The 24751-nt window shown below is 70.5% G+C and carries 24 protein-coding genes; 6 read left to right on the top strand and 18 right to left on the bottom strand.

All coding sequences use genetic code 11. The features are described 5' to 3' along the window. Window positions 1-49: 49 nt before the first annotated feature. Both E1181_RS13960 and E1181_RS13955 read left to right on the top strand, forming a co-directional pair. Window positions 50-655: a toxin-antitoxin system HicB family antitoxin gene (locus tag E1181_RS13960; protein WP_132674781.1), complete on the top strand. Its 606-nt coding sequence runs from the start codon at window positions 50-52 to the stop codon at window positions 653-655. Between the two features lie 30 nt (window positions 656-685). Further along, window positions 686-1654, top strand: coding sequence for a DUF4097 family beta strand repeat-containing protein (locus E1181_RS13955; protein WP_165944622.1), 969 nt, complete (start codon window positions 686-688; stop codon window positions 1652-1654). Window positions 1655-1920: 266 nt separating this feature from the next. Here the strand turns inward: E1181_RS13955 and E1181_RS13950 are convergent, their stop codons facing one another. Beyond that, complete coding sequence (locus tag E1181_RS13950; protein ID WP_132674779.1) at window positions 1921-3144, bottom strand: winged helix-turn-helix domain-containing protein; 1224 nt, start codon at window positions 3142-3144, stop codon at window positions 1921-1923. Window positions 3145-3222: 78 nt separating this feature from the next. On the opposite strand from E1181_RS13950, the gene E1181_RS13945 reads away from it, so the two are divergent. Next, window positions 3223-3786, top strand: coding sequence for a GNAT family N-acetyltransferase (locus E1181_RS13945; RefSeq protein ID WP_132674777.1), 564 nt, complete (start codon window positions 3223-3225; stop codon window positions 3784-3786). A 25-nt stretch (window positions 3787-3811) separates the two neighbouring features. After that, on the top strand, window positions 3812-4306 hold the full coding sequence (locus E1181_RS13940; RefSeq protein WP_235876753.1) for a VTT domain-containing protein: 495 nt from the start codon (window positions 3812-3814) through the stop codon (window positions 4304-4306). Window positions 4307-4615: 309 nt separating this feature from the next. Here the strand turns inward: E1181_RS13940 and E1181_RS13935 are convergent, their stop codons facing one another. The 6 genes from E1181_RS13935 to E1181_RS13905 form a co-directional block, all read right to left on the bottom strand. Beyond that, the gene (locus tag E1181_RS13935) at window positions 4616-4882 is read right to left on the bottom strand and encodes a hypothetical protein (RefSeq protein ID WP_132674775.1); all 267 of its coding nucleotides are present in this window, start codon (window positions 4880-4882) and stop codon (window positions 4616-4618) included. Window positions 4883-4951: 69 nt separating this feature from the next. Next, a complete protein-coding gene (locus tag E1181_RS13930) occupies window positions 4952-5143 on the bottom strand; it encodes a hypothetical protein (protein WP_132674773.1) in 192 nt (63 codons plus the stop codon). 44 nt (window positions 5144-5187) lie between these two features. Continuing rightward, entirely contained in the window at window positions 5188-6426 is a 1239-nt protein-coding gene (locus tag E1181_RS13925) for a YeeE/YedE family protein (RefSeq protein WP_132674771.1), read from the bottom strand. 8 nt (window positions 6427-6434) lie between these two features. Then, window positions 6435-8048: a hypothetical protein gene (locus E1181_RS13920; protein ID WP_235876752.1), complete on the bottom strand. Its 1614-nt coding sequence runs from the start codon at window positions 8046-8048 to the stop codon at window positions 6435-6437. A 215-nt stretch (window positions 8049-8263) separates the two neighbouring features. Beyond that, window positions 8264-10084 (bottom strand): hypothetical protein, encoded by a 1821-nt coding sequence (locus E1181_RS13915; protein WP_235876751.1) that lies wholly within the window; start codon window positions 10082-10084, stop codon window positions 8264-8266. Between the two features lie 412 nt (window positions 10085-10496). Then, window positions 10497-11063 (bottom strand): TetR/AcrR family transcriptional regulator, encoded by a 567-nt coding sequence (locus tag E1181_RS13905; protein ID WP_207922143.1) that lies wholly within the window; start codon window positions 11061-11063, stop codon window positions 10497-10499. A gap of 87 nt (window positions 11064-11150) precedes the next feature. Between E1181_RS13905 and E1181_RS13900 the strand changes: the two genes are divergently transcribed. Next, window positions 11151-12326, top strand: coding sequence for an FAD-dependent monooxygenase (locus tag E1181_RS13900; protein ID WP_132674765.1), 1176 nt, complete (start codon window positions 11151-11153; stop codon window positions 12324-12326). Between the two features lie 14 nt (window positions 12327-12340). Here E1181_RS13900 and E1181_RS13895 read toward each other — a convergent pair whose 3' ends face one another. The 10 genes from E1181_RS13895 to E1181_RS13850 all read right to left on the bottom strand — a co-directional run bounded on the left by E1181_RS13895 (window position 12341) and on the right by E1181_RS13850 (window position 22908). Beyond that, entirely contained in the window at window positions 12341-12790 is a 450-nt protein-coding gene (locus tag E1181_RS13895; protein WP_132674867.1) for a hypothetical protein, read from the bottom strand. A 16-nt stretch (window positions 12791-12806) separates the two neighbouring features. Further along, complete coding sequence (gene dapB, locus E1181_RS13890) at window positions 12807-13550, bottom strand: 4-hydroxy-tetrahydrodipicolinate reductase (protein WP_268952462.1); 744 nt, start codon at window positions 13548-13550, stop codon at window positions 12807-12809. A 359-nt stretch (window positions 13551-13909) separates the two neighbouring features. Continuing rightward, window positions 13910-15250 carry a M16 family metallopeptidase gene (locus E1181_RS13885; RefSeq protein WP_132674763.1) on the bottom strand — a complete coding sequence of 447 codons (1341 nt, stop codon included), beginning with the start codon at window positions 15248-15250 and terminating at the stop codon, window positions 13910-13912. A 103-nt stretch (window positions 15251-15353) separates the two neighbouring features. Next, complete coding sequence (locus E1181_RS13880; protein WP_132674761.1) at window positions 15354-17597, bottom strand: polyribonucleotide nucleotidyltransferase; 2244 nt, start codon at window positions 17595-17597, stop codon at window positions 15354-15356. Window positions 17598-17851: 254 nt separating this feature from the next. Continuing rightward, window positions 17852-18139: a 30S ribosomal protein S15 gene (gene rpsO, locus E1181_RS13875; RefSeq protein WP_246537959.1), complete on the bottom strand. Its 288-nt coding sequence runs from the start codon at window positions 18137-18139 to the stop codon at window positions 17852-17854. A 131-nt stretch (window positions 18140-18270) separates the two neighbouring features. Next, window positions 18271-18831, bottom strand: coding sequence for an RNA 2',3'-cyclic phosphodiesterase (gene thpR, locus E1181_RS13870; RefSeq protein WP_132674759.1), 561 nt, complete (start codon window positions 18829-18831; stop codon window positions 18271-18273). Window positions 18832-18849: 18 nt separating this feature from the next. Beyond that, the gene (locus E1181_RS13865) at window positions 18850-19332 is read right to left on the bottom strand and encodes a helix-turn-helix domain-containing protein (RefSeq protein ID WP_132674757.1); all 483 of its coding nucleotides are present in this window, start codon (window positions 19330-19332) and stop codon (window positions 18850-18852) included. Between the two features lie 122 nt (window positions 19333-19454). Continuing rightward, window positions 19455-20441, bottom strand: coding sequence for a bifunctional riboflavin kinase/FAD synthetase (locus tag E1181_RS13860; protein ID WP_132674755.1), 987 nt, complete (start codon window positions 20439-20441; stop codon window positions 19455-19457). A 187-nt stretch (window positions 20442-20628) separates the two neighbouring features. Beyond that, the gene (gene truB, locus E1181_RS13855; protein WP_132674753.1) at window positions 20629-21537 is read right to left on the bottom strand and encodes a tRNA pseudouridine(55) synthase TruB; all 909 of its coding nucleotides are present in this window, start codon (window positions 21535-21537) and stop codon (window positions 20629-20631) included. A gap of 45 nt (window positions 21538-21582) precedes the next feature. Continuing rightward, window positions 21583-22908 carry an MATE family efflux transporter gene (locus tag E1181_RS13850; protein ID WP_132674751.1) on the bottom strand — a complete coding sequence of 442 codons (1326 nt, stop codon included), beginning with the start codon at window positions 22906-22908 and terminating at the stop codon, window positions 21583-21585. A gap of 67 nt (window positions 22909-22975) precedes the next feature. Between E1181_RS13850 and E1181_RS13845 the strand changes: the two genes are divergently transcribed. After that, window positions 22976-23515 carry a CGNR zinc finger domain-containing protein gene (locus tag E1181_RS13845; protein WP_132674749.1) on the top strand — a complete coding sequence of 180 codons (540 nt, stop codon included), beginning with the start codon at window positions 22976-22978 and terminating at the stop codon, window positions 23513-23515. A 116-nt stretch (window positions 23516-23631) separates the two neighbouring features. On the opposite strand, the gene E1181_RS13840 is transcribed toward E1181_RS13845, so the two are convergent. Next, entirely contained in the window at window positions 23632-24624 is a 993-nt protein-coding gene (locus E1181_RS13840) for a DHH family phosphoesterase (protein ID WP_132674861.1), read from the bottom strand. Between the last annotated feature and the right edge of the window lie 127 nt (window positions 24625-24751).

Raw genomic sequence — 24751 nt, 5'->3', positions numbered from 1 at the left:
ACACCATCGGGTGTTTGCATGACGTCACGGATGCCGCCATAGTGGTGTCATGGACTTGAACCCGTACATCGACCAGCTTCGCGAAGACCTCACCTCCGCCGCTGCCGCCGGCGACGACCAGACGCGGCAGACGGCGGCGGTGCTGTCCGGCGCGATCGAGCCGGCCGCACGGCTGGCGATCATGAACGCACTGTCCGACCTGGCAGCCGAGGTCACGACGAGCCTCGACGGCCAGGTCGTGGACCTCCGACTGGACGGCCGCGACGTCCGCGTCGTGGTCAGCGGCGGCGGCAGCCCGTCGCACACCGAGGACGAGACCGAACCACCGCCGCCTCCGCCGCCCAGCGGCGACAACGGCGACATCAGCCGCATCACCCTGCGGCTGGTGGAGGAGATCAAGTCCCAGGCCGAGCAGGCCGCGTCCGCCCAGGGCGTGTCGCTGAACACCTTCGTCGCGCAGGCCGTGCAGGGCGCGCTGCGCGGAGGCGGACGCGGGGGCCCGTGGGACAGGCCGCGTCGCGGACGCGGCGGACACGGGCACGGCGGTCACGGCCACGGGCGTGGTCGCGGCGGACCGTGGGACGGGCCCGACTTCGGCGGCTGGCCCGGTGGCGAAGGCGGCGGCTCCCGCGTTCGCGGCTGGGTGCAGGGCTGATCCGGTCACATGGCGGAAGGGCGAGTTGAGATGACCGACAACAACGACGAACCCGACCTCGACCAGGAGTGGTCCGAGGCCGAGGAAGAACTGACGGATCTGCTGCGCAGCCAGGACTTCGACTCCGCCGCTCCGATCCGCATCGACATCGGCAACAACCGCGGCTCGGTCGTGGTCGAGCTGACCGACACGGCGATGACCCACGTCGAGGTCCGGCACGACCCGAGCGCGGGCGGGCAGGACTGGCAGAACGGGTTGTCCGGGCTGCTGAGCTGGGTCACAGAGCAGTTCGGCACGCCCGGCGGCCGCGGCGGGCTCGACCTGAGCAACCTGCCGCGCGAGCCGATCATCGAGGCCGTGCGCCGCACGCGCATCGACATGTCCGGCGGCCGGCTGGTCGTGCGGGCGCCGTCGAACGCACCGCTGCGCGGAGTTCCGCTCGCGGTGCGGGTCACGGCGCCGCTGGGCTCCGAGGTCGGCGTGCAGAGCGGGTCCGCCGAGGTCGCCGTGTCCGGTTCTGCCGGGAAGGTCAACGTGCAGGCCGGGACGGGCACCGTCTCGATCGAGGAGGCCACCGACCGGGCCACCGTGCGCAGCGGCTCCGGGCACCTCCGGCTGGGCGCCATGCGCGGCGGCGTGCACGCGCGCTCCGGGCGCGGTGACGTCGAGGTCGGCGTCATCGAGGCACCGTCCTCGGTGGCCAACGGGTCGGGTGCCATCTGGCTCGGCGAGGTCTCCGACGACGTGCTGGTGCGCACCGGCAGCGGTGACATCACCCTCGCCGACGCGGTCGACGGGCAGATCGAGCTGATCACCGGGTCTGGCGAGCTGCAGGTGTCGGTCCACCGGGGCACGAGCGCCGAGGTCGACCTGACCTCGTCCACCGGTGCCGCGCGCAGCGACCTGGACGTCGCCGACCAGCGACCAGAAACCGAACCAACCCTGCGCATCTTCGGCAGAACCGGCAGCGGCGACGCCGTGCTCACCACCGCCAGCTGATGAAGAACGGATGAGGAACGGCCCTCGTGTCGGTACGGGTAGCCGAAAGCTGAGACCACACCCGAAACAGCGCCTAGGAGCTGTTCATGCGCGGCGAAGCCGCTGTTCCAGGTGTGGCAGTCAACTCGCACCGCCGCGGGTTCTGAGCGGCTTCGTGGCGAGCACGCCGCGACGCCGTGTATTGGACATACATCAGGAGCGGCGCACGGAGACCACGGAGCCGCTCAGGTTCCGCCACCCGCACCGCCACGCAAAGGAAGTCCCTACTAATCATTTCCGAGTTCGGCGTTGAGCGGGCGGATTAGGTCGCCTCGTTCGCCTACTACGACGTCGTCCAGTCCGAGCCAGGTCGCCATCTCGCGCAGGGTGGCGGCCAGCTCGGGCGCGACGGGCGCGGCGTCGCGGCCGGGTTCCAGGAACGCTCCGGGCACCCGGAGCACGCCCGCCGCCCGGTCGGCCTTGAGGTCGACGCGGGCGACGAGCTCGCCGTCGAGGAGGAAGGGGAAGACGTAGTAGCCGTACTGCCGCTTGGGCTCGGGAACGTAGATCTCGATGCGGTAGCGGAAGCCGAAGATCCGCTCGGCGCGCGAGCGCTCCCAGATCAGCGGGTCGAACGGGCACAGCAGCGCCCGGCCGGCGACCTTGCGGGGAGCGCGGGCTTCGGTGTGGCGGTAGGCGGGCTGACGCCATCCGTGCACCACCACCGGTTCGAGCACGCCGTCGTCGACGAGCTCCGCGACCGCCTGCTTCGACTGGTCCGGGGCCAGCCGGTAGTAGTCGCGCAGATCGGTCTCGGTGCCGATGCCCAGGGCCTCGGCCGAGCGCTCCACCAGTGCGCGAACGGCTTCGGCGTCCTCGGGCTCGTGCGCGAGGACCTCGGCGGGCAGCACGCGTTCCGGCAGGTCGTAGAGCCGCTCGAAACCTCGGCGGGTGCCGGTGGTCAGCTCTCCCATCGCGAACAGCAGCTCGCAGACCCGCTTGGTGTCGGTGCGGTTCCACCACGGGCCGCGCCCCTGCCGCTCACCGCCGCCGAGCTCGCGTTCCAGCCGGCCCGCACCGATCGGGCCGAGTTCCTTGACGGCGTTCAGCACGTCGTTGACCAGCTCGGGGTTCTGCTCCAGCAGCTCGCGGGAGCGCTTGCGCCAGGCGCCGCCGTACTCGCGCATCCGCCAGCGCAGCAGCGGCCAGTCCTCGACCGGGATCAGCGACGCTTCGTGCGCCCAGTACTCGACGAGCATCCGAGGCTGCCGGGCGGTGTGCGACCACGCAGCGGTGTCGACCAGCTCCGCCGGGTAGGCGCCGAGCCTGCTGAACAGCGGCATGTAGTGGGCGCGCACCGCGACGTTGACCGAATCCAGCTGCAACAGCTTGGTCCGGGACAGGGCCCGCTGGAGGTGCCGCCGGGTCACCGCGCCGCGCGGTCGCGGGTCGGCGAAGCCTTGCGCCGCCAAAGCCATTCGTCGTGCCGTGTCGTTGCTGATGGTCTGCACCCGGGCGATCGTGCCAGCACTCCCCGACAACGCGGACTGCTGCCGGGTACTCGGAACCGACACGTTAGGTTGTCGCGCATGGCTGAAGCCGATGTGCGCGAAGCAGTGGCGTCCGACGCCGCCGAGATCGCACGCATTCAGGTCGAGACGTGGCAGACCGCCTACGCCGAGATCCTCTCCCCCGCCGTGCTGGCCGGGCTGGACAGCGCCGAGGTCGAGCAGGAGTGGCGTGAAGCCGTCACCTCCGGCGCGGCCACCGTGCTGCTCGCGATCGAGGGTCACTGGACCGTGGGTTTCTGCGTCGCAGGCCCCGCCCCGGAGTCCGAAGTCGCCGCCGCCGACGGTTCCCTGCCCGATGACGCGTCGACGACGGTGCTGGTCAGCTCGCTGCTGGTGGAGCCGCGGTGGGGTCGCCGGGGTCACGCCGGACGGTTGCTCGGCACGATGGGTCGCCGGTTCGCCGCGCACGGTGCGACGCGTGGCATCGCGTGGGTTCCGGAGTCGGACTCGGCGTCGCTGTCGTTCTACCGCGCTGCGGGGTGGTCACCGGACGGTACGGTGCGCACGTTGGACGCGGGTGGGCGCCCGCTTCGCGAGATGCGCCTGACCGGTCCGCTGGAATTCGAGTTCGAGCACCACTGAACGCCTGCCCTCTCGGGAGCCGAAAGTGCTGACCATCATCGGGTTGCTGTCCACCACGTTCGGTGTGTCGGTGGCCTCCGCGCTCCTCCCGCTGATCAGCGTCGAGCTGTTCGCGGTGGGCCTGGTGCTCAAGGAACCCGACATCCCCTGGTGGGTCCTCGCGCTGGTCATCGCCACGGGTCAGATCGGCGGAAAGCTCCTCCACTACTACGCGGCCAGGGGCAACATCCGCCTTCCCGCGTTCATGCGCAGGGAGAAGAAGGAGAAGCCGGAGACCAAGGGCCGCTGGAAGGCGTGGCTGGACCAGTTCCGCGAGAACTGCCGGACCCGCCCCGTCTGGGCGGGCACGATCCTGCTGATCAGCGCCGCCGCCAGCCTTCCCCCGTTCGCGGCGGTGGCCATCATCGCCGGCTGGGCCAAGGTCCCGGTGTCGACGTTCCTGATCACCGGTTTCATCGGCCGCTTCGCCCGCTTCGGCGCCCTGGCCGCAGCCCCAGCAGCGATGGCCGCCTGGCTCTAACCACAGACCCCCGATTTCAGTGGAACTCCGCCCCCGATTTCCACTGAAACCAGGCCCCCAGCTTCAGTGGAAACCCGAGCCGACTCCCACCGGCCCCCGAACCCGGACTCCGACGGAGACTCCGCCTCCGATTTCCACTGAAATCAGGTTCCCGACTTCAGTGGAAATCCGGCTCTGGACTTCCGCTGAAATCGGGTCTGGAAGGCGGGTTTGCTGGGTGGGGTGGTTGGGTTGGGTTGCTCGTCGAAACGTGGGGACGTCCCCTCGCCGTGGGGTGCGAGGGGGCGTCGTTTTCCGGGGAGAGCCTCGTCAGGAGTTCGGCAGGGCCGGGAGGCCGAGGCGGGCCGGGACGCCCAGGACCGAGTCGATCAGGCCGAAGACCGGGACTCCGACAGGGGCGAACGTCCACTTGTTGTTGAGGTCGCCGGTGTCGGGTTCGTCGACGACGGCCGGGCCGTCCTGGGCGGTGACGGCAACCGGGGCTTCCGGTGCCGCCAGAGCCGCCGGTGCTGCGGTGCACAGGGCCGCTCCGGCCAGGAGCGAGGCGGTGATGGCGCGGGATGCGGTGTGCTTCATGCGGGTTCCCTTCTCTCGGTCGACCTGCCGCGCGGTGCGCGGGCCACGCGGCGGGTCCGAACTAGCTGGTCAGCCGGCCAGGAGCGCGACGACGGGAGCCAGCAGCTGGGTGGGCAGCTGCACGGTCGGGGTCAGCACGGCTCCGAGGTCGACACCCGGCAGGACCCACACCGACTCGGCGTTGGCGACGCCGCCGGTGAGCAGCACGGCGCTCACGGCGATGGTCACCGAAGCGGCGGCACGGCGGACGGACTTGGACATGTTGTTCCTCCTTTTCCCCACCACCGGCCACAGCCGGTGGAAGATCAGCAGACGGCGTCCGAGGGCTTGGGGTTGCCCAGTCCGAACAGCGGTCGCAGCGCGACACCGGCGTAGGTGCCGACGATGGCCATCACGCCCCACAGCCAGCCGTGCAGGCTGAACGAGGCGACGCCGGAGAAGTAGGCGCCGATGTTGCAACCGCCCGCGAAGCGCGCCCCGATGCCCATCAGGATTCCGCCGAGCACGGCGCCGACGGCCATGCGCCACGGGATCTTGCGGTGCAGGGTGAAGGCACCGGCGAGGGCGGCGGCGATCAGCGCGCCGGCCATGATCCCGAAGTCCATCACCGAGATCCGGTCGGTGAGCACCGACGCGGTGATCTTCGCGGCGTTCTCCGGGTCCTGCCAGAACGGGGCGCCGGAGACGTCGACGCCGATCCAGCCGAGGATCTTCGCGCCCCACAGTCCGAACGCGGAGGTGATGCCCCACGAGCTGCCGGAGACGAACAGCGTCACCGCGTTGAGCGCGGCCAGCAGCACCGCGCCGACCCACAGCGGCCAGGAACCGCGCAGGGCGCGCAGCACGCCCTTGGCGATCGGCGGCTGGTCGATCGGCGGAGGCGTGCGGCGACGCTCGACCAGCAGCGACACCCCCACGACGACACCGATGATGACCAGGGTGATCAGCACTCCACCGGCGTAGCCCAGCGGCGTTTCGGCCAGCGAGACCTTCGGGCCGATGCTCTGCACGCTCTTGATGAACGGCGAGATGAACGCGGTGAACACCGAGCCGACGATGAACCCGCCGAGGGTGAAGATGATCGCGGTCTGGCCGCTGCCGACCGCGAAGAGCGTGCCGGAGGCGCAGGAGCCGCCGACCTGCATGCCGACGCCGAACAGGAACGCGCCGAACACGACGCCGAGCCCGGCGGTCTGGAGCTGCGGTTCGGGCGTGCCGGACAGCGAGTACCCGCTGCCGAGGATCCCGGCGAACAGCACGGCCGCCACGCCCAGCATGAGCATGTGGGCGCGGATGGCGCGGCCCTGCCCGACGGTGATCAGCTGGCGCCACGCCGAGGTGAACCCGAACCGGGAGTGGAACAGCACCAGTCCCAGGGCCAGGCCGACGCCGTAGAGCACGGTCATCTTCCACCCGGCCGCGTTGGCCACGGCGAGCCCGAGCACGACGGCGATCGCGATGCCGATGGCCACGACTCCGCGTTGCGCGGGCGGTGCCGTGCGCACCGGTGGTGGGGCCGGTCTTTCAACGTCCACAACAGACATCTGCACTCCTACTTCTCCGTGAGCGGACCTGAGATGGCCACGATCGTCCCCTGCGGGATCCACTGGCCGAGGTTTCCGCCATGCTCGTGTCCGCCCATCTGCATGACGTCGACCTGGGCGGATGCGTAGACGGTGACTTCGCCGGCGATGTTCTCGCCGCGGGCGCGCGCCCACTCCCGGTATCCGGACAGCGACGGCGGGTCGCCGAAGGCGCTCGCCTGGGTCATGCCGTAGGTGAGGGCGTTGCGGTCGCGCGGGTCGAAGCGCAGCGGCAACGCCGCACCCGCGGTCGAGTTCACCACCGGAGCGTGCAACAGCCAAGGTGCGAGGTGCATTCCGTAGAGGAAGTTCACACGTCCCAAGGTGTGGGACGCCTTCTCCCAGCCCGACACCTGCAGCAGCGCCCCGTCGGGGGTGTCGCTGATGGGAACGCCGCGGTGAGCGGCTTCGGCGAGGACGACGTCGGTCGCCGCCTTGCCGCGCGGTGTGTCGTCGCCCACGACGGACAGCGAGGGCACCTTCAGATCCGCCAGGTACGAGACCTGCTTGCGCAGCGCGTCGGCGTCCTCGGCGAGCAGCTCGGTGTCCGGGCAGGTCACCGGGGCGGGAGCACCGGCGGTGATGCCGCCCAGGGCGGCGCCGGCGCACTCCGGATCGGCCGCACCGGGCACCTCGGGCAGGTCACCGGCGTCGACCTCGACGGTCCCGGTGTCGCCTGCCCGGGAGATGACCAGGTCGCTGCTGCCGGGCGGCAGGTCGACCTCGGCCCACGTGCCGGAGGCGCCGGGGATCGGGACCGCTCGGGCGATCCGGTCGCCCTGCTCGACGGTGATGCCCTGTCCGGCGCTTTCCGGGAAGTGCACCAGGTTGCGGCCCGTGCGGTGCGGGCTGACCAGCACCGGCGTTCCGGCGGCTTGGGCGAGCCGGGCGATGCCGGGGACGGGCAGGTCGTGCGGGAGCGGGATGCCCGGCAGCGTGGCCCAGGCCAGGACGACGGCGAGCACGCCGATCGCGCCGACGCGGTAGACGCGCCGTTCCTCGCGCAGCACGAAGGTCACCGCCAGCACGGAGACGGCGCCGATGACCAGCACCAGCACGGTGATCCCGTAGCCGGTGCTCCACAGCCTGCGGTCGAAGACGCCGGACAGCACCAGCTGCCCGATGCCCGCGCCGACCAGCGCGACGGCTCCGGTGAGCGCGATGGGTCGCGGACGCAGTCCGCTGTCGGGGCGCCAGGTCTTGGCCAGCGCCAGGCCGAACCAGACGACGGCGACCGCGACGAAGATCGTGTCGAGGAAGAAGGCCAGCGAGGTGTGGCCGAGCGCGGCTTCGGCGATGAGCAGCAGCGCAAGGCCGAATCCCAGGAAGGTCGAGGGGCCGCGCCAGCGCAGCGCGAGGGGTACCGCCAAGGCGAGCACCACGTGCGCGATGGCGAAACCGGTGTTGATGTGCAGGACCACGGCGGACAACCCGGCCAGCGCGGCGGTGCCGACGCCTGCGATCCAGGCGGACCACGGGCGCATCACCGCTCCGGCGCGCAGCAGACCGATGCCGGCGACCAGCGCGGTCCCGGTCAGCAGCAGCACGCGCAGCACCAGCGCGAGGTAGTCCACACTGGACACTCCGGTGTGGGTGTGCATGTGTTACGTCCGCTCTCGTCGAAAGAGGTTCAGGAGCTGGGGCGTGCGGCGGTAACCGCCGCTTCAGGTGCGGGACTCGGCCCGCACCGCCGAGCAAGGCGATCCCGCAACACCGCTTCGGGAGGTGGGTGGCCGCCGCGAGGGCGGCCACCCTTCTCGCCGCTGAGCCCAGGTGTCCGGTGGAGACTCCGCGCGAACTACTTCAGGTCGCTGTCGGAGACCACGAACAGCTCGGAGTGAGGCTTGGCGTTGCCGAACTCGCCGTGCGGCCAGGACCGCCGGTTGAAGTTGACGCCGGGCTCACCGGTCACCTCGTCGCGGAAGGTGTCGTCGAGCGAAACCTTCCCGTCCGGGCCGAGGTTCACCATGTTGACCTTGTGGTCACCGTCGTTGCCGGACCGCGCGACGAAGTAGTTCGACACCGCGAGACGCCCGGGCGTCTGGGTCTCGGTGTACTTGCCGTCCGGGCCGAGCACGAAGTTGTCGTACCCGCCCCAGTGCGGACCGCCTGCGGCCTTGCCCGGGTTGATCGGCGTCGTGCCGGCCACCGTCGGGCAGTCGGCCTCGGCGCCACCGTGCTCGGACTCGGCGATGGTGTCGATGTTGCACTGGAAATCGTCGCCGGAGTTGACCAGCTTCTGGATGTCCAATGTGTACACGCCACCCGTGGTTCCCGGGTCGTCCTCGCCGAAGGTGCCCGCAGCGCGCCCCTGGATCGCCCGGTACAGGAACCGGTCGTCCGGGCTGGTCTGGATCCAGCCGCCGTTGGAGCTGCCGCCGTTGCGGTCGTTGGCCTTGTCGAAGTTCACGACGGCGGCACCGTCGTCGAACACCTGGCGCCAGTGGGGTTCCGGTGCGGTGATGTCGGGTGTGTAGAACACCGCGCCGCCCTGCATGGTCTGGGCGAAAGCGCCCTTGTGGCCGGGCAGGTTCGTCACCGTGGTCTCCATGACCGCCCGCTGCTCCTGGTGCAGCGGGTCCTCCGGGTTGGCCCGCGGGCCGTTCGGGAGGTAGCTGACCGCCTTGAGCTTCGGGTGGTTGCGGTCGGAGATGTCCCAGGTCCGCACGGTCGGCCGCCGCAGGTACGGCGACGGGGCCTTCACCGGGTCGAGGATGATGTTGCGCGGCTCGGTGTAGTCGGCCGTGACCAGGGTGTTCAGGTCCTCGCGTGCCTGGATGCCGTGCGGGTTGGCGCAGGTCGGCGTGCCGATCCGCGGCAGGTTGTCGCACAGCTTCTCGTTGTCCCCGCCCGGCGTGGCGGCCGGTGATTCGGAGAGCACCTTGGCGTTCTCGTCGAACCGGACGACCTCGCCGGGGCTGCCGGCGAAGCCGTTGCCCAGGTGCACCGAGCCGTCCGAGTAGCGGTACGGCCCCGGAGCCACCGGGCCACCCATGTAGGTGCCGTAGGCGGTGCCGTCCTTGAGCGTCCAGTACGCGTCGGGAACGGAGCCGCCTGGCGTCTGGGTTGGCAGGCTGATGCCCTTGAGCTTGACGTTGGGCAGCGAGGTCACGTCGAACGCGTAGGTCGCCGCGCCGAAGAGCGCACCGGCGAAGATGGTGTCGCCCTTGTGCCACACGTACTGCATGTGGTGCGGCTCGTTCTCGACCAGCGGGCCGACGGTGACCGTGTTGACCACCTGGCCGTAGCCGGGTGAGCCCTTGGTCGCGTCGATGATCGCCAGGAAGTCCGGGCCCGGCAGGGCGTTGGCGACCTTGCCGGTGCCGCCGGCCAGCGAGCCCGGCAGGTTGCGGACGTCGGCCACCGCGGTGTCGGCGATGTTCTCGTCGCCCGCCCAGACGACCAGCCACTCCTTGGGCTTGCCGTCCGATGTGGACTTCTCCAGCGCGCTCTTCACGACGTGGTTGGTGACGGTGTAGTCCTTGCCGTCCGCACCCTTCACGGACTGCGAGGAGACGTCGACATCGGCGTAGGCGTCCTGCACCGGCAACGTGACCGAACCGACCGCCAGGGCTATGGCAGCCAGCCCGATGGGCAGTCTTCGAAGACTCTTCTTCATGTGTGCTCCGGATTTTCGTGGAGAATTCCGAAATCGGGCACGACGAATGCGCGCGTTCGGAATGCGCGGTTTTCCGAACGTGCGTCGTCGTGAACTACTCGGAGAGAGAGAAAACGCCTTGCAGCGGCGAGAGAAAGAGGTCCCTTAGGCGTGACAGAGCGCGCTGGCCTGCTGTCGGAGATCGACATGCAGGCGAGCCACCAGACAGGCGAACCTGGACATGCCAGTAATAATCAAGAAGCGCCCACGTGGTGTCAACGTTCAACCACGTCGTGGGATCTTGACGAATCAGTTTCTGAGAATCGCCTGGTAAATCGAATCGGTAGCCCGAACGGCGGTACACCCCCTGGTGAACCGGAAATAAAGTGACCGATTCTGCGTTGCGCCCCGGCGAACGACGACCCCGCGCACATCAACTCGCCATCGGAGCGGTGGCGGCCTGGATGAGCACGCCGGCCGCGGTCTCGATCCGCGCGGTGTCGCCGGTGACGATCTGGTCCAAGCACAAGCCGCGCAGACCGGAGATGAGCAGGCTCGCGCGGGCACGCGCGTCGTGCTCGTCGAACCCGAGGCGGCAGTAGACGGGCACCAGCGGTTCGACCATCGCGGTGACGGTGTCGGCGGCGAGCTCGGCGTAGCGCTCCGGTTGAGTCGGCGCCAAGCTCAGCACCTGGAACAGGATCCGGATCGGACGCCGCTGCCGCCCGCGGGTGATGGCTTCCCACAACGCCCACGCAGCCCGCTCCAGCCCATCGAGATCGCGAACGCCGTGGAACAGGTCCGAGATGTCGGGGCGACTGGCGGCGATCGCCTCGGCGATGAGCACATCCCGACTGCCGAAGTAGTACAGCAGCATGCGCTTGCTGGTGCCCAGCTTCTCGGCCATGGGAGCCAAGGACAGGTCGGCGATGCCGTGCGTGGCCAGGTGGTCGACCGCTTTGCGCAGCAGTTCGGCCCGCTTGTCGCCTCGTGAACTCACCCATTGACCGTACCGATCGGTACAACTACGGTGCAAACGACGTACCGACCGGTACACAGCTGTCGGACACAACTGCCAGGGACGGCCATGCCAACCAGGTCAACATCGGTAGCGATCATCGGCGCCGGCATCGGTGGCCTCACGCTCGCCGTGGCGCTGCGGCGCCGAGGCATCGAAGCCGCGGTCTACGAGCAGGTCGCGGAGCTGCGCGAAGTGGGTGCGGCGGTGGCGCTCTCGGCCAACGGGACGCACGTGCTGCACCGCCTCGGCCTGCGGGACAGGCTGGCGGCCGGCAGCGCCGTGCCCACCGAGTTGATCTACCGGGACTGGCGTGGCGGCGAGCGCGTCGTCTCCTACCCGGTCGGCGATGACTACACCGCGCGTTTCGGCGCGCCGTACTACGGCGTGCACCGCGCGGATCTCCAGATCGCCCTGGCCGAGGCATGCGGGCAGGACGCCCTCCGCCTCGACCACCGGCTGATCGACCTGTCCGCGAAGGGCGAGGGCTACGAGCTGGAGTTCGCCAACGGGACCACGGCCCGCGCCGATCTCGTCGTCGGCGCGGACGGAGTGCATTCCACGGTGCGCCGGTGGGTCACCGATGCCGAACCGGCGGTGTACTCCGGCACCAGTGGGTTTCGCGGACTGATCCCGGTCGGCTCGATGCCGTCGTTGCCCGACCCCGGCGCCATCCAGTTCTGGATGGGCCCGGGCGCCCACGTGCTGCACTACCCGATCGGCGGCGGCTCCTTCGTCAACTTCCTGGCGGTGGTCGACGAGCCGTCGGAGTGGTCGAGTCCCAGCTGGGTCGAGGAGATCTCCCCCGAACGGCTCTGCGCGCCCTTCGCCGATTGGCACCCCGGCGTGCGGGAGATGGTGGCGGCGACCGGTCTTCACAAGCGATGGGCCCTGTTCGGGCAGACACCGCTCAACCGCTGGCACCGGAACGGGATCGTGCTGCTCGGCGACGCCGTGCACGCGATGCTGCCGCACCACGGCCAAGGCGCGAATCAGACCATCGAGGACGCGGCCACCCTCGCATGTTTGCTGCACCGCTACGAGCCGCACCAGGCGCTCCCGCGCTACGAGCACCTGCGCCGCGCGCGCACTCGTTCGATCCAGCGCAGCTCGTGGGTGGCCTCGGCGATGTTGCACCTGCCCGACGGTCCCGGCGCCGACGACCGCAACAGGCGCCTCGCCGCCGTCCACGAGACCCTGCAGTGGATCCACGAGCACGACGCCGAAGCCGCCGCATCGGCCTGAGGTGCTGCTGCGGCTCAGGCCTTGTCGTCCTGCTCCAGGTCGATCGCCTTGCGCATCGCCTTGCGGCCCCGGTTGCGGTCACCGGCGAGGTCGTAGGCCTGCGCGAGGGCGAACCAGCGGCGCCAGTCCTGCGGCGCCGCTTCGAGCTCGGACTGCTTGGCGTCGAACCACGCGTCGGCGGCCTCCCGCTCGACCCGGCCCGAGGGCCGGCGCGGGAGGTGCGAGACGTCGGGCAGCGCGCCCTCGTCGTCGAGCCTGCGGGCCAGCCGCTCGGTGGCGGCGCCGAAGCGCAGCTGGTCGGCGACGAGCACCGCGCCCAGCACGGGGAAGACCAGGATCGCCAAGCCGAGCGCGATGAAGACCGGCTCACCGCTGGAGATCATCGTGATCGCGCGGCCGCCCATCAGCAGCAGGTAGGCCAGCAGCACGAGCGCGACGACGAACGCGGCGGTGCGCGCCGTCATCAGCTGCTTGGCCACCTCAGATCCCCATCAGCACGTCGAGCCCCACGGTCAGTCCCGGACGGCTGGGGACCTCGCGGATGCCCAGCAGCACGCCCGGCATGAACGAACGCCGGTCGTAGGAGTCGTGGCGGATGGTGAGGGTCTCGCCCTCGGTCCCGAAGAGCACCTCCTGGTGCGCGACCAGGCCGGTCATCCGGACCGCGTGCACCCGCACCCCGTCGACCTCGGCGCCCCGCGCTCCGTCGGGGTCCTTGGTGGTGGCGTCGGGCATCTCGCCGAGTTCGGCTTCCTCGCGGGCCTTCGCGATCACCTGCGCGGTGCGCGCTGCGGTGCCCGAGGGCGCGTCGGCCTTCTTCGGGTGGTGCAGCTCGACGATCTCGGCGGACTCGAAGTACTTGGCGGCCAGCTCGGCGAACCGCATCGACAGCACCGCGCCGATCGCGAAGTTCGGCGCCACGATCACGCCGACCTCCGGCTTGGCGGCCAGCCAGGTGCGGATGGAGTCGAGCTCGGCCGGTCCGAGTCCGCTGGTGCCGACCACGACGTTGATGCCGTTCTCGACGCAGAACTTGATGTTGCCGAGCACCGAGTCGGGGTGGGTCAGGTCAACGGCGACCTGCGCGCCGGACTCGACCAGCCGCTCGATGGGGTCGCCCTGGTCGACCTCGGCGACCAGCTCGGTGTCGGCGGCCTCGCCGACGGCTCGCGCCGCTTCGGAACCCATCCGCCCGCGGGCGCCCAGCACACCAACCTTGATCACCGTGGAAACACCTCTCCGCACCGACGCTGCTCACCCGAAGTCTAGGCATCGTGCGTGCGGCCACCCGACGACCCACCCCACGTGGTGACGGACACCATCCCGGTGATCCGCACGAGCCCGGCGGCCGTGCGCACCTGGGTCCAGGACCCGGGCAGTTCGGATCCGAACCGCCCGGACGAAAGAGGCATCGATCACCGACGGCCCCACCCTAGGAGGCGAACGCGGCATCGAGTGGATTCACCCAACGCCCCCACCACCCTGACCGGATTGCCGCAGTTCTCAGACCCCCGATTACGGCGGTATTCCGGGTTCGGATTACGGCGGTATTCCGGGTTCGGCCAACACCGCCGGGTTCGGTGCTACACGCCCTCCGGGAGGTCCTCCGGCGTCTTGTACGGGCCCACGACGGCGGTGGTGAAGGGCCGGTTGAGCAGCTCCCGGGCGAGGGTCGCGACGTCGTCGGGCGTGACCGCCTCGATCTTGGCGAGGGTCTCCTCGACCGTGTAGTGGCGGCCGTAGTTGAGCTCGGTCTTGCCGATGCGGCTCATCCGGGCCGCGCTGTCCTCCAGCCCCAGGACCAGACCACCCCGCAGCTGGCCGCGGCCCCGATCGACCTCCTCCGCCGACAGGCCCCCGGCCGCGACGTCGGCGAGCACCGAGCGGATCACCGAGGCGACCTCGCCCAGGCGCTCCGGCGTGCAGCCCGCGTAGACCGAGAACGTGCCCGCGTCCGAGTAGGCCGTGCTCGACGAGTACACCGAGTACGCCAGGCCCCGGCTCTCGCGGATCTCCTGGAACAGCCGCGAGCTCATCCCGCCGCCGAGGGCCGCGTTGAGCACGCCCAGCGCGAAGCGCCGCTCGTCGTAGCGGTCCAGGCCCCGGCACCCCATCAGCAGGTGCGTCTGCTCGGTGTCGTCGGGCTGCAGCACCAGCCGCTCCTGCTTGGGCAGCCGGATCCTGCCGCCGCGCGGCGCCTCCGGGCGCTGGTCGCCGGTCAGGCGGTCGCCCAGCGCCTTGCGCAGCAGCCGCACCACCTTCGCGTGCTCGACGTTGCCCGCGACCGCCACGACCATCTTCGGCATCTGGTAGCTGCGCCGGTAGAAGCCGTGCACCCGGTTGCGGGTCATGTCGCTGATCGACTCCTCGGTGCCCAGCACCGAGCGCCCCAGCGGGCTGTCGCCGAGCACGGCCGTGGAGAACAGCTCGTGCAGCAGGTCCTCGGGATCGTCGTCGCGCATCGCGATCTCCTCCAGGACCACGCTGCGCTCCACGTCCACGTCGGAGGCGTCGTTGATCGCGTCGAAGACCACGTCGCAGAGCATGTCGATGGCCAGCGGCAGGTCCTCGTCGAGCACGTGCGCGTAGTAGCAGGTATGCTCCTTGGAGGTGAACGCGTTGAGCTCACCGCCGACGGCGTCGATCTCCTGCGCGATGCCCACGGCCGTCCGCTTCGCCGTCCCCTTGAACAGCAGGTGCTCCAGGTAGTGCGCGGCACCGGCCTGCGCCCTGGTCTCATCGCGCGAACCGACCCCGACCCAGATGCCCGCCGATGCCGAACGGACGCCGGGAACCGATTCGGTGACCACGCGCAACCCGCCCGGCAGCACCGTCCGCCGCACTTCCGCGGAACCGTTGTCGCCGAGAACCCGGGTGGTCCCGGGACGTTGCAGGTGCCCGGCTGTCTGCTTCTGCTGCTTCATAACCCTGTTCTCGTCGCCTCCGCGCGATCCCCCGCGCACTCACGACAATACGGCCCGCCCCGGGTGACCGGGACGGGCCGCATCGCGATCTCAGATCAGAGGATCATTCGGCGGAGGCTTCGGCCGGAGCGGCCTCGCCCTCGCCGGACTTCTCCTCCTCGTCGTTGACCAGCACGAGGCTGATCTTGCCGCGGTTGTCGATGTCGGCGATCTCCACGCGCAGCTTGTCGCCGACGTTCACGACGTCCTCGACCTTGCCGATGCGCTTGCCGTTGCCCAGCTTGGAGATGTGCACCAGACCGTCCTTGCCCGGCAGCAGCGAGACGAACGCGCCGAACGCCGCGGTCTTGACCACGGTGCCCAGGAAGCGCTCGCCGACCTTCGGCAGCTGCGGGTTCGCGATGGCGTTGATCTTGTCGATCGCCGCCTCCGCGGACGGGCCGTCGGCCGCACCCACGTAGATGGTGCCGTCGTCCTCGATGCTGATCTCGGCGCCGGTCTCCTCGGTGATCGAGTTGATCATCTTGCCCTTCGGCCCGATGACCTCGCCGATCTTGTCCACCGGGACGGTCACCGAGGTCACGCGCGGGGCGTGCGGGCTCATCTCGTCGGGCTTGCCGATCGCCTCGGCCATGACCTCCAGGATCGTGAACCGGGCGTCGCGCGCCTGGCCCAGCGCCTGCGCCAGCACCTCGGACGGGATGCCGTCCAGCTTGGTGTCCAGCTGCAGCGCGGTCACGAACTCCTTCGTGCCCGCGACCTTGAAGTCCATGTCACCGAAGGCGTCCTCGGCACCGAGGATGTCGGTCAGCGCCACGTAGTGGGTCTTGCCGTCGACCTCGTCGGAGACCAGACCCATCGCGATGCCGGCGACCGGCGCCTTCAGCGGCACACCCGCGTTGAGCAGGGACAGCGTCGAGGCGCAGACCGAGCCCATCGAGGTCGAACCGTTGGAGCCCAGCGCCTCGGAAACCTGCCGGATGGCGTACGGGAACTCCTCGCGCGAGGGCAGCACCGGCATCAGCGCGCGCTCGGCCAGCGCTCCGTGGCCGATCTCGCGACGCTTCGGGCTGCCCACCCGGCCGGTCTCACCGGTCGAGTACGGCGGGAAGTTGTAGTGGTGCATGTACCGCTTCGTCGTCTCCGGGGAGAGCGAGTCGATGGTCTGCTCCAGCCGCAGCATGTTCAGCGTGGAGACACCCAGGATCTGGGTCTCGCCGCGCTCGAACAGCGCCGAACCGTGGGTCCGCGGGATCACGCCGACCTCGGCGGACAGGCTGCGGATGTCGGTCAGGCTGCGGCCGTCGATGCGGACCTGGTCGCGGATGATGCGCTGGCGGACCAGCTTCTTGGTCAGCGAGCGGAACGCCGCGCCGATCTCCTTCTCGCGGCCCTCGAACGCCTCGCCCTCGCCGGTGCCGACCTTCTCCAGGACCGACGCCTTGATCTCGTCGAGGCGGGTCTCCCGCTCCTGCTTGCCGGCGATCTTCAGCGCCTCGGCCAGCTCGGAGGACACGGCCTGCTCGACGGCAGTGAACGCGTCGTCCTGGTAGGCCGGGAACACCGGGAAGTCCTGGGTGTCCTTGCCGACCGCCTGGGCCAGCTGCTGCTGGGCCACGCACAGGGTGCGGATGAACGGCTTGGCCGCCTCCAGACCCGCGGCCACGATCTCCTCGGTCGGCGCCTGGGCGCCACCGGCGACCAGGTCGATGGTCTTGTCGGTGGCCTCGGCCTCGACCATCATGATCGCGACGTCGTCACCGACGATGCGGCCCGCGACGACCATGTCGAACACGGCGCGCTCGAGCTGCTCGTGCGTCGGGAACGCGACCCACTGGCCGTCGATCAGGGCCATGCGGGTGGCACCGATCGGGCCGGAGAACGGCAGACCCGAACCCTGGGTGGACGCCGACGCGGCGTTGATCGCCAGCACGTCGTAGAGGTCGCCCGGCTTCAGGCTCATGACCGTGACCACGACCTGGACCTCGTTGCGGAGGCCGTCGACGAACGACGGGCGCAGCGGGCGGTCGATCAGGCGGCAGGTCAGGATCGCGTCCGTGGACGGCCGGCCCTCGCGGCGGAAGAACGAGCCGGGGATGCGACCCGCGGCGTACATCCGCTCTTCGACGTCGACGGTCAGCGGGAAGAAGTCGAAGTGCTCCTTCGGCTGCTTGGAGGCCGTGGTGGCCGACAGCAGCATGGTTTCGTCGTCGAGGTAGGCGACGACGCTCCCGGCGGCTTGCTTGGCGAGCCGGCCGGTCTCGAAACGGACGGTACGGGTTCCGAACGCGCCGTTGTCCAGCACGGCGGTCGACTCGTACACGCCCTCTTCGATCGCTTCAGTCAAGGTGACTCCCTATCGTCACAACGCCCACGGCAGGAGCATCCGGATCGGTGATCCGACAAGGCCGGCCATCGATCGAAGCTCCCGGGACCGTCTCGTGACGACTTGCCCGGCAGCCACTACCGAGGACCGGCGGACGCCTGCACCCAGTGCTTGCCACCGTGAGCGCTCTATTGAATTGCTGGCGGCGCCTGCGAGGCACCGCCCGGTTTTACGCACCGGGGGGAGCGGCCGTGGCCACTCCCCCCGGTGTCATGTCAACGACGCAGACCGAGTCGCTGGATCAGCGAACGGTAGCGTTCGATGTCCACCTTGGTCAGGTAGTTGAGCAGACGACGGCGACGACCCACCATCAGCAGCAGACCACGACGCGAGTGGTGGTCGTGCTTGTGCTGCTTGAGGTGCTCGGTCAGGCCGGTGATCCGCTTGGTCAGCAGGGCCACCTGGGCCTCCGGCGAACCGGTGTCGTTGTCCTTCAGGCCGTACTCGGCCAGGATCTGCTTCTTCTCGTCAGTGGACAGCGCCACGAAATACTCCTTCTGCATGTCCCGTGTCTGTGGGCGGCGAGCTGCCGTGCGGCGCCACCGCCGTGAGGACTGGTTACCCCGGAAATCGGCCACCACGGACTGCAGCCGTTCCACAGGCCAGGATAACAGGGAAGCCCTGCTCCCCTGGGTTACCCCGACGCAGCGCGCGTCACCGGCACGCGGTGCACCGCCCGGTACACCGGACCGCCTTCGCCCTGGTCACTGCGCATCACCGCGAGTTCTCCGGCGGTCCACCAGGGACCGGTGTAGCCGGCGAGCAGCCCCGGCATCGACCGCCGGTCGGCACGGCCGGACGCCCACCGCGCGATGGTCAGGTGCGCCCGGAACCCGTGCGGGTCGCCACCGGCCGCGCGCACCAGCTCCCGCAGCGCGAGCCGGTCGGACTCGGTGGCCGGTTCCACGCCCGTCCACAGCACTCCCCGGAACGTTCCCGAGCCGGTCAGGCGCAGGGCGGGCGGTGCTGCGGTGATGTGCGCCATGCGGCGGTCGAGGCGGTCGGCGACGCGCTGCGGGTCGGCGTCGTCGCCGTGGAAGCGCAACGTCAGGTGCCAGCGCTCGGCGGGGGTGAAGCGGAACTTGCGCACGCCCGCCGTCACCTCGGTCACCCGCGCCCGGTCGAGGGCCGAGATCGCCTCCGACAGGTGCCGGACCGCTTCATCGGAGGGCCACAGCGCGGTGAACAGCCGCATCCCGCGAGTATGGCCCGGCTACTCGCTGTCGGCGGCTCGACGCAGGAGCCCTGCGAGGCGTGGGTAGCGGCCCTCCAATAACGAGGCCGCGGCCTCCAGCTCGGTGGGCTTGGCGACCTCCAGCAGCACCGGCCAGGCGATCTGCTCGCCGTTGGCGGTCTGCTTGACCGGCAGGTTGTCGCGCCCCACCGAGGGCTGCGACTGGCGCACGTCCTCCAGTGCCTGCTTGATCGCGTCCGACTCGCCCGCGGCCACGCCCGGGATGAGGACCTTGCGCTCCAGCATCACCAGCCGGGCCAGCACCTGCGGGTTGCCGATCTTGGCGCGGCGGCCGCTCATCACCTGGCTGAGCATGGGAGCGCTGATGCCGAGCACGTCGGCCAGCTGGGCCTGCGAGATGCGGAAGGCGACGACCAGTCGGCGCACCCGGTCTCCCAGCGGCTCGCCGTACCACTGCCGCTGCAGAGCCAGATTTCGCTGGACGCTGCTGCTCTCCGTCACCTTCGCTCCCCCTGCGTGACCGCCACCCCGACGAACCCGGGATGATCCGGACTCGAATCCTGCCAGCTCACCGGCCGCACGGGGTCGAGAATCCGAAAACCTGTTCCTCCCGGCGGCGGAGCTCACTCCCGCACCCCGAGGATTCGGCGGGTCTCGGCGACGTCGGCGTTCATCTGGTCGATCAGCGCGTCCACCGAGTCGTAGCGCTCCATTGCCCGTAGCCGCTGCACGAAGTCCAGATCGACGTGCTCGCCGTAGAAGTCGGCGTCCACGTCGAGCACGAAGGCCTCGACGGTGCGCTCGGTTCCGGAGAACGTCGGGTTGCTGCCCACCGACACCGCAGCCGGCATCGCCGGTCCCGGCTGGGACGCGCCACGCCTGCGGTGGGTGAACCACGCCGCGTAGACGCCGTCGGCGGGGATCGCCGTGTAGTCCGGCGTGGACAGGTTGGCCGTCGGGAAGCCCAGCTCCTTGCCGCCGCGACCCGCGCCGCGCACCACGATGCCCTCGATGCGGTGGTGGCGTCCCAGCGCCGAGGCCGCGGCCACCACGTCACCCGCGTCGATGCACGCGCGGATGTAGGTGGAGGAGAACGTCACCGACGTGCCATCGGCGTCGTCCGAGCGCTCCACCGGTCCGGACACCAGCGCGTCGGAGGCGACCTCGAAGCCGAAGCGCTCGCCGAGCTTGGTGAGCAGGTCGATGTTGCCGGCCGCCTTGTGGCCGAAGGTGAAGTTCTCCCCCACCACGACCTCGGCGGCGTGCAGCTTCTCGACGAGGACCTCGTGCGCGAACCCCTCGGCGGGCACCCGGGACAGCTCGCGGGTGAACGGCAGCACGCAGAACACGTCCACGCCCAGCTGCTCGACGAGCTCGGCCCGCCGCTGCAACGTGGTCAGCTGCGCCGGGTGGCTCCCCGGGCGCACGACCTCCGCGGGGTGCGGGTCGAAGGTCATCAGCACGCAGGGAACGCCCCGCCGCCGAGCCTTCTGCACCGCGTGCGCGATGAGTTTCTGGTGACCGCGATGCACACCGTCGAAGACACCGATGGTGACCACGCAACGGCCCCAACCACCGGGAAGCTGCTCCAAACCACGCCAACGCTGCACGACCCGGAAGCCTACTTCCCCCGAACGATCACGCGCCCAGCGGTGGTTTCGAACCCGCGCACCGGAGCCGCCCGAGCACTCCCGCGTCCCACCCCGATTCGAATTTCGCGCGAAATTCGAGTCGGAACTTTCGGGCTCGAATTTCGCGCGAAATTCGAATCGGCAATCCAGTCGGGTGAACGCGCCGTCAGTTCCCGGGGATGATGACCAGGACTGCCTTGGCCGTGCGGCCCCGGTCGCGGACGAGTGCCACCGCCCGGCCGTCGGGGTCGAACATCCCGTAGGTCCCCTCGACGCCGGCCGCGGTCACGACCTGCCCGTGCGACAGCGCGCGAGCGGTGGAGGCGTCGACGTTGCGGCGGGGGAAGGCGGTCTCGACGGCCTGGTCCAGCCCCATCGACAGCTCGGGGGTCTCCTCCAGCTGGTCGAGGGTGCGCGCCGTGGCCAGCCCGAACGGCCCGACCCGGGTGCGGCGCAGCGCCGTGAGGTGTCCCCCGACGCCGAGCCCTTCCCCGAGGTCGCGGGCCAGCGCGCGCACGTAGGTGCCCGAGGAGCACTCCACCAGCACGTCCAGTTCGGTGGTCTCGTCGGTGCGCCGCAGCGCGAGCACGTCGAAGCGGGAGACGGTGACCGGGCGGGCGGCGAGCTCGACGGTCTCCCCGCTGCGCGCGATGTCGTAGGCGCGACGGCCGTTGATCTTGACCGCGCTGACCGCGCTGGGCACCTGCTCCAGCTCCCCGGTCAGCGCCGCGACCCCGTCGCGGATCGCGGTCTCGTCCACACCGGACGCGTCGGCCGAGGAGACGACCTCACCTTCGGCGTCGTCGGTCGTGGTCGACGCGCCGAGGGTGATGGTGGCCAGGTACGCCTTGGTGTCCAGCGCGAGGTGGCCCAGCAGCTTGGTCGCGCGCTCCAGGCCGAGCACCAGCACGCCGGTGGCCATCGGGTCCAGCGTCCCCGCGTGCCCGACCTTGCGGGTGCCCATGATGCGGCGAACTCGGGAGACGACGTCGTGCGAGGTCATCCCCGCCGGTTTGTCGACCACCAGCAGGCCGGGAGGAACGGCGGGACTCTGTTTGCGGGATTGCGCGGACACGGCGAACCATCATTCCCGACCCGGCGCCGCGCGATTCCGCCAGGGTCAGGCCGCCGCTGCCGCGGGGGTCGTGCCGACCACGGCCCACTTGCCGGAGCGGGCCCGCAGCAGCAGCGTGATCATCCGCAGCACCATGAACAGGCTCAGCCCGGTCCAGATCCCGGCCAGGCCCCAGCCGAAGGCCAGCGCCAGCCAGATCAGCGGCAGGTAGCCGATGACGGCGCTGAGGATCGTCGCGGTGCGCAGGTAGGCGGCGTCGCCCGCGCCAAGGAACACCCCGTCCAGCGCGAAGACCACGCCCGCCACCGGCTGCACCGCCACGAAGAACCACCAGGCGTGCGGCATCTCGGCGAGCACGGCGGCATCGGTGGTGAACACCGACGGCAGCACGCCGGACACGGCGGTGAAGAACACGGCCAATCCGCACCCGAACACCAGGCTGTACCAGGTCACCTGCTTGGCGACGGCCTTCGCGCGCGGCACCGAACCGCTGCCGAGGGCGGCGCCGACCAGCGACTGGGCGGCGATGGCCAGCGAGTCCAGCACCAGCGACTGGAACATCCACAGCTGCCACACGACCTGGTGCGCCGCCGCCGTCTCGGCCCCGGTGCGGGCGGCCACCGAGGTCGCCGACAGGAAGCAGACCTGGAAGGCCATCGTGCGCAGCACCAGGTCGCGGCCGAGTCCGAGCTGAGCGCGCATCAGGGCCCCGTCGGGGCGCAGCGGCGCCTTCTCCACGAGCAGGGCGCGGATGAACAGGGCGGCGGCGATGCTCTGGCCGATCAGGTTCGCGATCGCCGAACCCTCCAGCCCGAGGCCCATCGGGTAGACCAGGATCGGGCACAGCACGGCGGACACGCCGTTGCCGATGAGCGTGTAGCGCAGCGGGCGGACCGTGTCCTGGACACCGCGCATCCAGCCGTTGCCCGCCATGGTGATCAGCACCAGCGGGGCTCCGCAGAGCGCGATGCGCAGCCAGGTCCCGGCGGCGTCGGCGACCGGTCCGGGCCCCGCCAGCAGCTCCGCGACGGGCGTGGCGACCAGCTGGGCGATCAGCAGCAGCACCACGCCGACGGCGATCCCGAGCCAGGTGGCCTGCACGCCCTCGGCGACGGCTTCGGTGCGCCGACCGGCGCCGTGCAGCCGGGCGGTGCGCGCGGTGGTGCCGTAGGTCAGGAAGGTCAGCTGGCTGGAGATCAGCGTGAACAGGGTGCCGCCGAGCGCGAGCCCGGCGAGCGGGACGGCCCCGAGGTGACCGACCACGGCCGTGTCGACCAGCACGTACAGCGGCTCGGCCGCCAGCACGCCCAGCGCGGGGACGGCGAGCCCCAGCACCTTGCGCGGTGACACGCGTTCCCCGGCCTCGGACACGTCATCTCCCTTGTAAGCTGCGATTGATGGGTTCGACCCTGACACAGGGTAGCGGTAAGGAGCGTCAGTGGACAGCGCCGATTACATCGAGGTCGCGCTCCGGCTCGCCAACGCCGAGCTGACCGACGTCGAGGCCGTCCGCGCCGCGCTGCGCGACGAGCCCTGGTGGGCCGACCGCCTCCGGGACTCCGACCTGCCCCTGCTGCGGGAGGTCTCCGAGGGCCTGCGCCGGGCGCTGGCCGCCATGATGGCTTCGGACGGGCCGGCCCAGGACGAGACGGTCCGCACCGAGATCAACGCGCTGCTGGCCGCCCATCCCCCGCGCCCCCGGCTCTCCGGTCACGGCGGCCACGACGGAGCGCCCAACTGGCACGTCCACGTCGCCGGCCCCGACGCCCCCGCGGTCGACGAGGTCGCCGCTGCGGCGGCGTGGGGCCTGGCCCAGGGCATCGTCGCGCACGGCACCGCCCGCTGGGGACGCTGCGAGGCGGAGGGGTGCTCGACGTACTACCTGGACACCTCGACGAACCAGGCGAAGCGCTTCTGCTCACCGCGCTGCGCCAACCGCATGCACGTGGCCGCGTTCCGAGCTCGCAAGCGCTCCTGACCCAGCCAGCACGAAACCCGACCGGGTGAGGACTTCGAATTTCGCGCGAAATTCGACCCCGAACTTCAGCCTTCGAATTTCGCGCGAAATTCGACGGCTTCGCGGGAGGGCGAGCCTCAGGGGCCGAGGAGAGGGGCTTCTTCGAGGGCCTTGCGGATCCCGGCGAGGATCTCGTGCTCCTCGCCGCGAGCCGTGAAGCCGGAGGCGAGCCGGTGGCCGCCGCCTCCGCAGGCGTTGGCCGCGTGGCTGACGTCGACGCGGCTGTTCGCGCGCAGCGACACCGACCAGTGATCGGGGCCGATCTCCTTGAGGACCGCCGCGACCTCGGCCTCACCGGTGGTGCGGATGAGGTCGATGACGCTGTCGACGTCCTCGCTGCCCAACCCCTCGGACTGGTCCTTGCGGACGGTGGTGTGCACGAAGCCCAGGCCCTGGGCCGCGGACGGCTCCAGCTCGGCCTTCGACAGCACACCGGCGAGCATGCCCAGGAACCCGAACGGGTGGGTGTCGAGCAGCGGCTTGGTGGTCGCCTCGGGATCGACGCCCGCATCGAGCAGCCGGGCCGCGACCCGGTGCACCTCGGCGCTGGCGTGCCGGAACGAGCGGGTGTCGGTGACCAGCCCGGCGTACAGGCAGCGGGCGGTCGGCAGGTCCAGTTCCGCGCCGAGCTCGTCGAGCAGCCGCAGCACCAGCAGCACCGTGGCCTCGGCGGACTCGTCGAGGACGTGCAGGGTGCCGTAGCGGGTGTTGGCGATGTGGTGGTCGAGGACGATCACCTCACCACCCGCGGCGATGGTGCCCTTGACGCGGTCGGCGAGCCTGCCCAGCCGACCGAGGCTGCCCGAGTCGCACACGACCAGCAGCGGCGGCGCGGGGGGAACCTCCGACGGGGGCACGATGAGCCCGTCGACGTCGAGGTCGCGCAGCGAGTGCGCGGGCTTGTCCGGATGCCCGAAGGACACCCGGACCTCGCTACCGCGCTTCTTCAGCGCCCTGCCCAGCGCGAGCGCGCTGCCCAGGGCGTCGGCATCGGGGTTGACGTGCCCGAACAGGGTCACGTCCGGTGCTGCCGCGAGCTTGCCCGCAGCTGCCGCGACGGCCTCTCGCAGGGACTCGCCCGTCTCCGGGTCGCCCTGCTGGCCGGCGGTCTCGGGTTGCCCGCGCACACGTCACCTCCACGTCATCGGCGGCCCTGTCAGAGCCACCGATGACCAACGCACCCGATTCGGCGCCGCG

It is taken from the genome of Saccharopolyspora terrae, from assembly GCF_004348435.1.
In the GTDB taxonomy this organism is placed as follows: Bacteria; Actinomycetota; Actinomycetes; order Mycobacteriales; family Pseudonocardiaceae; genus Saccharopolyspora; species Saccharopolyspora endophytica.
Note: the sequence above shows the minus strand (reverse complement) of the source record. Positions and strands in the feature narration are given on the sequence as shown.

What these genes read in the sequence shown, in the direction of transcription:
- E1181_RS13960 (WP_132674781.1), top strand. Translation starts at nt 50, where the DNA reads ATGGACTTGAACCCGTACATCGACCAGCTTCGCGAAGACCTCACCTCC.
- E1181_RS13955 (WP_165944622.1), top strand. Translation starts at nt 686, where the DNA reads ATGACCGACAACAACGACGAACCCGACCTCGACCAGGAGTGGTCCGAG.
- E1181_RS13945 (WP_132674777.1), top strand. Translation starts at nt 3,223, where the DNA reads ATGGCTGAAGCCGATGTGCGCGAAGCAGTGGCGTCCGACGCCGCCGAG.
- E1181_RS13935 (WP_132674775.1), bottom strand. Translation starts at nt 4,882, where the DNA reads ATGAAGCACACCGCATCCCGCGCCATCACCGCCTCGCTCCTGGCCGGA.
- E1181_RS13930 (WP_132674773.1), bottom strand. Translation starts at nt 5,143, where the DNA reads ATGTCCAAGTCCGTCCGCCGTGCCGCCGCTTCGGTGACCATCGCCGTG.
- E1181_RS13925 (WP_132674771.1), bottom strand. Translation starts at nt 6,426, where the DNA reads ATGTCTGTTGTGGACGTTGAAAGACCGGCCCCACCACCGGTGCGCACG.
- E1181_RS13915 (WP_235876751.1), bottom strand. Translation starts at nt 10,084, where the DNA reads ATGAAGAAGAGTCTTCGAAGACTGCCCATCGGGCTGGCTGCCATAGCC.
- E1181_RS13900 (WP_132674765.1), top strand. Translation starts at nt 11,151, where the DNA reads ATGCCAACCAGGTCAACATCGGTAGCGATCATCGGCGCCGGCATCGGT.
- E1181_RS13895 (WP_132674867.1), bottom strand. Translation starts at nt 12,790, where the DNA reads ATGACGGCGCGCACCGCCGCGTTCGTCGTCGCGCTCGTGCTGCTGGCC.
- E1181_RS13885 (WP_132674763.1), bottom strand. Translation starts at nt 15,250, where the DNA reads ATGAAGCAGCAGAAGCAGACAGCCGGGCACCTGCAACGTCCCGGGACC.
- rpsO (WP_246537959.1), bottom strand. Translation starts at nt 18,139, where the DNA reads ATGCAGAAGGAGTATTTCGTGGCGCTGTCCACTGACGAGAAGAAGCAG.
- thpR (WP_132674759.1), bottom strand. Translation starts at nt 18,831, where the DNA reads ATGCGGCTGTTCACCGCGCTGTGGCCCTCCGATGAAGCGGTCCGGCAC.